This window comes from Stenotrophomonas sp. 05L44_2, from assembly GCF_056665995.1.
On the sequence record NZ_JBFTNR010000199.1, the window covers coordinates 1 to 5,753 of the forward strand.

5 protein-coding genes are annotated in these 5,753 nt (G+C 66.4%); 2 read left to right on the top strand and 3 right to left on the bottom strand.

From position 1 onward, the window contains the following. Positions 1-142 precede the first annotated feature (142 nt). The 3 genes from lpdA to AC1VAN_RS08880 form a co-directional block, all read right to left on the bottom strand. The gene (lpdA, locus tag AC1VAN_RS08870; protein ID WP_480985652.1) at positions 143-1,951 is read right to left on the bottom strand and encodes a dihydrolipoyl dehydrogenase; all 1,809 of its coding nucleotides are present in this window, start codon (positions 1,949-1,951) and stop codon (positions 143-145) included. 107 nt (positions 1,952-2,058) lie between these two features. Next, a complete protein-coding gene (aceF, locus tag AC1VAN_RS08875) occupies positions 2,059-3,801 on the bottom strand; it encodes a dihydrolipoyllysine-residue acetyltransferase (protein WP_480985653.1) in 1,743 nt (580 codons plus the stop codon). A gap of 113 nt (positions 3,802-3,914) precedes the next feature. Then, the gene (locus tag AC1VAN_RS08880) at positions 3,915-4,484 is read right to left on the bottom strand and encodes a DNA-deoxyinosine glycosylase (RefSeq protein WP_051585033.1); all 570 of its coding nucleotides are present in this window, start codon (positions 4,482-4,484) and stop codon (positions 3,915-3,917) included. 186 nt (positions 4,485-4,670) lie between these two features. On the opposite strand from AC1VAN_RS08880, the gene AC1VAN_RS08885 reads away from it, so the two are divergent. Together AC1VAN_RS08885 and AC1VAN_RS08890 are read left to right on the top strand one after the other, a co-directional pair. Continuing rightward, on the top strand, positions 4,671-5,306 hold the full coding sequence (locus tag AC1VAN_RS08885; RefSeq protein ID WP_025877381.1) for an OmpW/AlkL family protein: 636 nt from the start codon (positions 4,671-4,673) through the stop codon (positions 5,304-5,306). A 120-nt stretch (positions 5,307-5,426) separates the two neighbouring features. Then, positions 5,427-5,753 (top strand): FAD-dependent oxidoreductase (locus AC1VAN_RS08890; RefSeq protein WP_480985654.1); only part of this gene is annotated, 327 nt, incomplete at its 3' end.

The window sequence follows — 5,753 nt, forward strand, 5'->3', positions numbered from 1 at the left end:
CCGCCGAAGGCGGGCGACGGGGGACATTTGTCGAAATGCCTGCCGCCCGCGCAGCGGCCCTACAGCTCGCAAAAATCCGGAACGGAGAAACAAAAAAACCCCGGCAATGCCGGGGCTTTTTGTTCGGGAAGGCGCGGGCGCCTTATTTCTTCTTCGGCATGTACAGATCGGTGATCGTGCCGTCGTAGATTTCCGAGGCCATCGCCACCGACTCGCTCAGCGTCGGGTGCGCATGGATGGTGTGGCCGATATCCTCGGCCTCGGCACCCATCTCGATCGCCAGGCCGATCTCGGCCAGCAGGTCACCGGCGTGCACGCCGACGATCGCACCGCCGATGATGCGGTGGCTGTCCTCGTCGAAGATCAGCTTGGTGAAGCCCTCGGTGCGACCGATGCCGATCGCGCGGCCGCTGGCGGCCCACGGGAACTTGGCCACGCCAACCTTCAGGCCCTTGGCCTTGGCTTCGGTCTCGGTGACGCCAACCCAGGCGATTTCCGGGTTGGTGTAGGCCACCGACGGAATCACCCGCGCGACCCACTCCTTCTTGTGCCCGGCAGCCACTTCGGCCGCCAGCTTGCCCTCGTGCGTGGCCTTGTGSGCCAGCATCGGSTKGCCGACGATGTCGCCRATGGCRWAGATGTGCGGCACGTTGGTGCGCATCTGCCGGTCGACCGGAATGAAGCCACGATCGGTCACCTGCACGCCGGCCTTTTCAGCATCGATCTTCTTGCCGTTCGGCGAACGACCCACGGCCACCAGCACGCGGTCGAAGGTGCCCTGCGCCAATGCCGGCGCCTGGCCTTCCTCGGCGGCTTCGAAGGTCACGGTGATGCCCTTGGCATCGGCGGTCACGCCGGAGGCCTTGGTCTTCAGGTGYACGTCAATGCCCTGCTTCTTCAGGCGGTCGGCCAGCGGCTTGACCAGGTCCTTGTCGGCGCCCGGCATCAGCTGGTCCATGAACTCGACCACGGTGACCTTGCTGCCCAGCGCGCCGTACACGGTGGCCATTTCCAGGCCGATGATGCCGCCGCCGACGACCAGCAGCGAGCCCGGCACTTCGGCCAGCTCCAGCGCGTCGGTGGAGTCCATCACGCGCTTGTCGTCCCACGGGAAGTTCGGCAGCTTCACCGCCTGCGAACCGGCGGCGATGATGCACTTCTGGAAGCGCAGCAGCTGGGTGCTGCCGTCAGCGGCGGTGATTTCCAGCTCATTGGCGGACACGAACTTGCCCACGCCCTGCACGCTGCGGACCTTGCGCTGCTTGGCCATGCCGGCCAGGCCCTTGGTCAGCTGGTTGACGACCTTTTCCTTGTACTGGCGCAGCTTGTCCAGGGTGATGGTCGGCTTGCCGAACTCGACGCCGAAATCACCGGCATGGGCGACTTCGTCGATCACCGCAGCGGCGTGCAGCAGTGCCTTGGACGGGATGCAGCCGACGTTGAGGCAGACGCCGCCGAGGCTGGCGTAGCGTTCGACCAGCACCGTATCCAGGCCGACGTCGGCGGCGCGGAAGGCGGCGGTGTAGCCGCCCGGGCCCGAGCCCAGCACAACCATTTCGCATTCGATGTCGGCGGCCTTGCCACTGGACAGTGCCGGCTTCGGTGCTGCGGGCTCGGCGGGGGCGCGGTGCGACGGCGTCACCGGCGGCTTGCTGGCCGGGGCGGCGGCCGCCGGGGCCGGCGCAGCGGCCTTGGCCGGCGCTTCAGCGGCGCCTTCGGTCTCCAGCAGCACGACGACCGCGCCTTCGGACAGCGTGTCGCCCAGCTTGACCTTGATTTCCTTGACCACGCCGGCTGCCGAGGACGGCACTTCCAGGGTCGCCTTGTCCGACTCCAGGGTCACCAGACCCTGGTCTTTCTTCACCGTATCGCCAACGGCGACCAGCACTTCGATCACCGGCACATCGCTGTAATCGCCGATGTCGGGAACCTTGATTTCAATCGTGGCCATGGTGGGTTTTCCTCGTGCCCGACCGGCGTGGCCGGCGGGCTGTCACTGCGTTTCGACAGGCGGCCGCGCCAGGGGCAGCGGCCGCACGGTGGGGGCGAAGCGGTGCCTTACAGCAGCACGCGGCGCATGTCGGCCAGCACCTGCGAGAGGTACGTGGTGAAGCGTGCGGCCAGGGCGCCATCGATGACGCGGTGGTCGTAGCTCAGCGACAGCGGCAGCATCAGCTTCGGTGCGAACTCCTTGCCATTCCAGACCGGCTGGATGGACGACTTGGAGACGCCGAGGATGGCCACTTCCGGGGCATTGACGATCGGGGTGAACGCGGTGCCGCCGATGCCGCCCAGCGAGCTGATCGAGAAGCAACCGCCGCTCATGTCGGCCGGGCCCAGCTTGCCGTCACGCGCCTTCTTGGCCAGCTCGCCGGTTTCCTGCGCGATCTGCACCACGCCCTTCTTGTCGACGTCGCGGATGACCGGAACGACCAGGCCGTTCGGGGTATCGGCAGCGAAACCGATGTTGAAGTACTTCTTCAGGGTCAGGTTCTCGCCGCTGGCATCGAGCGAGGCGTTGAACTCCGGGAACTTCTTCAGCGCCGCGGCGCTGGCCTTGATCAGGAAGGCGAGCATGGTCAGCTTGATGCCGGCCTTCTCGTTCTCCTTGTTCAGCGCCACGCGCAGGCCTTCCAGGTCGGTGATGTCGGCCTGCTCGAACTGGGTGACGTGCGGGATCATCGCCCAGTTGCGGGCCAGGTTCGCRCCGGARATCTTCTTGATGCGCGACAGCGGCTGCACTTCAACGTCGCCGAACTTGCTGAAATCAACCTTCGGCCACGGCAGCAGGTTGAGGCCACCGCCGGCAGCCACGGTGCCACCGGCAGCTGCCGGAGCGCCGCCGCTGAGCGCGGCCTTGACGAACTTCTGCACGTCGGCCTTGGTGATGCGGCCGCCCTTCTCGCTGCCACTGACCTGCAGCAGGTCGACACCGAGCTCACGGGCGAACACGCGCACCACCGGCGATGCGTAGGGCACCTTGGCCGGCAGCACGCCATCGGCGTTGAACTGTACCGGCGGGCTGGTCGGCGCGCCGGCCGAGGGGGCGCTGGCGATCTCGCGGGCGGCCAGCTTGTCCGGCTGGGCCGGCACGGCGACCGGCTCGACCTTGGTAGCGGTCTCGGCGGCGGCCGGGGCAGCAGCGGCGGCAGCCTTGCCCGGGGCCGGGGCGGCAGCGCCTTCGGCTTCGATGATGGCGACCACGTTGCCCTGCGACAGGTTGTCGCCGACCTTGACCTTGATCTCCTTGACCACGCCGGCGACCGACGACGGCACTTCCATGGTGGCCTTGTCGCTTTCCAGCGTGACCAGGCCCTGGTCCTTCTTCACCGTATCGCCCACGGCGACCAGCACTTCGATGACCGGAATGCCGCTGTAATCGCCGATATCCGGCACCAGGGCTTCCACCGCGCCGCCGCTGGCAGCGGGGGCGGCAGCAGCGGCCGGAGCGGGAGCGGCCTGGGTGGCAGCGGCCGGAGCAGCGGCCGGAGCAGCGGCCTTGGCCGGTGCGGGTGCAGCGGCGGGTGCAGCGGCAGCGGCCGGCTKSGCAGCCTCGCCGTCGGCCACTTCGATCAGTGCCACGACCTTGCCTTCGGACAGGCTGTCGCCCAGCTTGACCTTGATTTCCTTGACCACGCCGGCCACCGAGGACGGCACCTCCATGGTCGCTTTATCGCTTTCCAGCGTGACCAGGCCCTGGTCCTTCTTCACCGTATCGCCGACGGCAACAAGCACCTCGATTACCGGGATATCGCTGTAGTCACCGATATCGGGGACACGTGCTTCCTTGATTTCGGCCATGGGGAGAACTCCGGCAATCTGGTGTAGGGAAACGTCTATTGTGCGGCCAGCGGGAGCCAGCGCCAACCGTTACAGGTGTTTTCAGTACGCACGCAGCCGGGACACGCTGTTGCTCATGGCCCGCCGGCGCTTCCAGTCGGTAGCGTATTGTCCTGCCGATGTCCGCTTGATGTCGCCAGTGCGACGGCCACCGGCTGCCAGGCCTGGCGCAGGCGCGGCAAGGACCACGCTGCGTTGGCCGGACTGGTGGACGGCAGCGCCAGCACCTTGGCCGACGTGGCCAGCTGCGGCTGCACCCAGCGCTGGAAGGCCTGCATCGCCGCGCCACCGTTGCAGCCGATCAGCTGCAGGTCAGGCAGTGCGGCGATCAGTGCGGGAAGTGCATTGGCCACTTCCGTGCCACGCACGATGTCCGCATCCAGGCTTCCGCGTCGTTTGCAGCGGCCGATCACATCCCACAGGCCGACACCATTGGCTGCCAGCGCCTGCAGTCGCTGCGCGTACGGCATTGCCGGGTCGAAGCCGCACAGATCGCCGAGCAAGGGCCAGAAACGATTGCGCGGGTGCGCGTAGTAATGCTGTGCCTGCAACGAAGCGATACCGGGCATTGAACCCAGCAGCAACACCCGGCAATCCGCGTTCACCTGCGCAGGCAGGCCGATGCACAACGTTGCAGCGCTCACATCTTCTCCAACTGCATGAATATTCCAGGAGGGCAGAAACCGCATGGAAACAGGGATTTCGCGCTGTTCGCTGAACAGTGCGAACTAATTTTTAACGCGCGTCGGATTCGATTCATGTTGGGGCGACTACGGTGTGCTCGCCCCGCAACCGGGGGCCCAAAACAAGAAACATTAGGAGATTCCCCCATGCGCTCCATCCGTATCCTGAGCCTCGCCCTGCTGACCTCCGCCGCGTTTGCACCGGCTGCCTTCGCGCAGGACAGCAGCACCACCGATACCGCCTCGGGCAAGCATTTTGCCGTGGTTGGCGGCGTCTCGCTGCTGCAGCCGAAGAATGACCCGATCGACGGCATCAAGAAGGTCGATGGCGGCCCGGCACCGACCGTCAGCTTCAGCTACTACATCAACGACAACTGGGCCGTTGARCTGTGGGGCGCTGCAGACAAGTTCGACCACAAGGTGAAGGGCCCGGGCAATGCCCGCCTCGGCAACGTCGAGCAGCAGCCGGTCGCGCTGAGCGGCCAGTACCACTTCGGCCAGGCTGACAACGTGTTCCGTCCGTTCGTGGGCGTGGGCTACTTCCAGTCGGCCTTCAGCAATGAAACCCTGGCCGACGGCAGCGACTCCGACATCCGCCTGAAGGACGCCAAGGGCGTGATCGGCACCGTCGGTGTGGACATGAACATCAACTCGACCTGGTTCGCCCGTGCCGACGCCCGCTACATGCGTTCGCGTCCGGACGTGAAGGTCGGCGGCGAGAAGATCGGCGAAGCGAAGATGGATCCGTGGACCGTCGGCTTCGGCATCGGCGCCCGCTTCTAAGCGCTTCTGCGTCATTGTTGTACCGCGACGGGCCCTTCGGGGCCCGTCGTCGTTTCCGTCACCCGGGTTCTGTAGAGTCGACTGACAGTCGAATCTACACAGAAGGGATGCGGAGGCGCGATGCACGAGGTCGACCTGCTGGTGATCGGCGCTGGCATCAACGGCGCCGGTATCGCCCGTGATGCCAGCGGCCGCGGGCTGAAGGTGCTGCTGTGCGAACAGCACGACCTGGCAGCACACACCTCCAGCGCCAGCAGCAAGCTGATCCATGGCGGACTGCGCTATCTGGAACAGGGCGAGTTCGGCCTGGTGCGCAAGGCGCTGGGCGAGCGCGAGGTGGTGCGTCGGCAGGCGCCGTTCCTGGTGCGGCCGCTGTGCTTCGTGCTTCCGTGGCAGCCGCACCTGCGCCCGCGCTGGATGCTGCGGCTCGGGCTCTGGCTGTACGAC